Origin of the sequence: Exiguobacterium sp. UBA6282, assembly GCF_002440475.1 — a bacterium.
In the GTDB taxonomy this organism is placed as follows: domain Bacteria; phylum Bacillota; class Bacilli; order Exiguobacteriales; family Exiguobacteriaceae; genus Exiguobacterium_A.
Genome location: NZ_DJUM01000050.1, coordinates 8968 through 11491 on the forward strand (window position 1 = coordinate 8968; position 2524 = coordinate 11491).

The following is a 2524-nucleotide window of genomic DNA, read 5'->3' on the forward strand; positions in this document are numbered from 1 at the left end:
GGTGCGACGAGATCCAGTCCTTCGCCGTAGTTCGAGAACGATGCTCGTTTATCGAATCGATTCGTCGCCCCGACTGAGAAAACATATTTCGAGCGTGCCGGATAGGACAGTTTTGGTGCGCCTTCATTGCCAGTTGCTGCTGCGACGAAGATTCCTTTCTTACGCGCTTCCGCCAAGGCATCTTCAATCGCGAGAGAGACACCGCCACCGCCAAGACTTAAGTTGATGACTTTCGCCTTTTGTTTTACGGCAAACAGAATGCCTTTGGCGATATTCGAGTTCGAAGCGTAGTTATTGCGTGAGATGACTTTAATCGGAATGATGCTTGCTCGATCATTGATCCCTGTCATTCCGTAGCCATTGTTCGATGCTGCGGCAATGACACCGGCGACGTGTGTACCGTGTCCATGATCGTCATAAGCAAGCTGGCGCTTATGAACGAAATCGTATCCGAGATCCATCCGGACGCGTCCAGCGAAATCCGCATAGGTTGGATTGATGCCCGTATCGACGACCGCTACACGGACAGTCGACCGTGACTTGTTAGCAATCCGCTTGACCATCGCGTGATAACCGATGTCCGCTCCTTTGACACCACCACGTTGTCCGGTATTTTTTAAAGACCACTGGACGGACTGGAACGGATCGGTACTGAGTAACTTCATCGGTTGATCGAGTTCGACGTACCGGACGCCCTTCGTTTTTTCGAGTTGGCGTTTGGCTGCCATCGCTTGGATGAAGCTGTTGTAGGAGAACTTCTCGAGCCGTAACGTACTGTCGATCGTTTCGTGATGGGCGGCGCGCGACGTCTGTGACAACGTACTCGCTTTCGTCGCCCCGTTCAGACGGACGACGAGACTCGTCGCTCGTCCAGTTGTTGCCGATTTTGTCGCATATTCCCGAATTGGTTCGAGGCGTTCGAGCTTATAGGGAATCGTGAACGCCTTATTCTTCGCTCCCGTCACTTCGATGTATTGTCGCCCACTCCACGTCAGTGGGAAAAAGAGTGTCTTTTTACTGTTCGCATACCGCGCATACGGATCTTTTTGTTTGTATTCCGTCTGCGACGTATAAACCGTCGCTTTTTTGGAAGCATCAAAGGCGAACTTCAAGTGTGTTCCACCTGACAGATACGTCTTCGTATCAAAATAGAACAACGCTTTCCCACTCGCGTCGAACTTTCCTTTGATATAGCCTTTTTTCGTTTTTGCTTCGATGGCTGGCACTTTTTTAGCCGTTGTCACCGCTTCCGTTGTATCCAACGTATATGTATTAAACGCACTCACGAGGAGAGCGCTGACGATGATCTTTTTCATATGATTTCACTCCTTCATTCATGTATCCTTTTTCATTATAATGGAAAAAATTGATTTTTCTAGTTCTTTTTACCTCCATCAATCAATGAATGGACCGAAAAAAAGAAGCCCTGTCAGCACAGGACTTCTTTAATGATTTAAGGAATCAGTTTGACGGCGCTATTGGCGTTCAACCGACCAGCACCATAGCTCGTATCATAGCCTTTTTTCCCAAGATCTTTTCCCGATTTCTTGAGGATGCTTTCGACACTGCTTGCCTTCAAAGACGGCTTCAAACTGATCAAGAGACTCGCGACACCAGCGACGTGTGGCGTCGCCATCGAGGTTCCGCTACCGTACAGCAACTCCCCATCCGCGAGGTAGCTTGGAATCGAGACACCCGGTGCGACAAGGTCGAGTCCCGTCCCGTAGTTCGAGAACGAGGCTTTCGTATCTTTTCGTCCTGTCGCCCCGACCGACAAGACATATTTCGAACGAGCCGGATAAGCAATCGTTCCACGCCCTTCGTTCCCGGAAGCTGCAACGATCAGGACATTCTTCTTGACTGCTGCTGCTAACGCCGACTCAATCGATTTCGAAGAGGAACTCCCACCGAGACTCATGTTGATGACCCGAGCACCTTGTTTCGTCGCATGCTGAATGCCTTTGACGAGTCCTGACACTGAACCAGCGCCTGAGTCATCGAGGACCTTAATCGGAATCAACGTCGCCATCGGATTGATGCCGGTCATTCCGTATGTGTTATTTCCTCCAGCTGCAATGACCCCAGCGACATGCGAGCCATGTCCGTTATCATCCCAGGCGCTCTTATCACCATTGATGAAATCATAGCCAAGATCCATGCGGACTTTCCCTGCGAAGTCGGCGTAACTCGGATTGATACCAGAATCAAGGACTGCGACTTTGGTTGCAGATAACTTTTTACCTTTGATCCGTTTTTGCATGGCGACGAAACCGATATCCGCCCCTTTGAGACCTTTCTTTTGCCCCGTATTCTGCAAGGACCATTGATATTTCTGATAGGCATCGACTCCGAATGCTTGAATTGGTGCATCGAACTCCGCGAACGCGACAGCTGATGAGCGTTCGAATTTCTGTTGCGCTGCTTTCGCTTCTGCATAGGAAGCATAGACGAGTCGCTCGATTCGAAGCTCGGACGCGACCGACTCTACTTTTAAGGCGCCGAAGGCTTGCGCTCGCATTGCACC

The 2524-nt window shown here is 50.1% G+C and carries 2 protein-coding genes; both read right to left on the minus strand.

Annotation, left to right across the window (positions count from 1 at the left end; genetic code table 11):
* The coding region (locus B2751_RS12765; RefSeq protein WP_290775133.1) for a S8 family serine peptidase at positions 1–1316 on the minus strand (1316 nt) is incomplete at its 3' end.
* 137 nt (positions 1317–1453) lie between these two features.
* Positions 1454–2524: S8 family serine peptidase (locus B2751_RS12770; protein WP_290775119.1), on the minus strand; the 1071-nt coding region annotated here is incomplete at its 5' end.